General features: G+C 49.4%; 1 pseudogene. It reads right to left on the bottom strand.

Annotated features, from left to right (window positions below):
* Positions 1 to 21 precede the first annotated feature (21 nt).
* Positions 22 to 249: pseudogene (locus tag FS628_RS31745) on the bottom strand (NAD(P)/FAD-dependent oxidoreductase); the annotation flags it as partial.

The following is a 249-nucleotide window of genomic DNA, read 5'->3' as shown; positions in this document are numbered from 1 at the left end:
CCTTCAATACCATCAACATTACTAACCCACTCCCAACAAACCCTGAATGTCACCCAGGTAACCGATCTTACTTCCTTCTTTCATCATCGTTCCACCCACACCTTTCACACCACTCTCCTTCCCACCCATCATCCCCACACCATCTTTACCACCCACACTTCCCACCCTACCCCACAATACTCCTCTCAACCATTCCATTCCCCCACCTTTCAACATTACCCCCACGTTCTCACCAATCCTTTCACCCAT

It is taken from the genome of Paenibacillus xylanexedens (genome assembly GCF_007676705.1).
GTDB lineage: Bacteria > Bacillota > Bacilli > Paenibacillales > Paenibacillaceae > Paenibacillus > Paenibacillus xylanexedens_C.
Note: the sequence above shows the minus strand (reverse complement) of the source record. Positions and strands in the feature narration are given on the sequence as shown.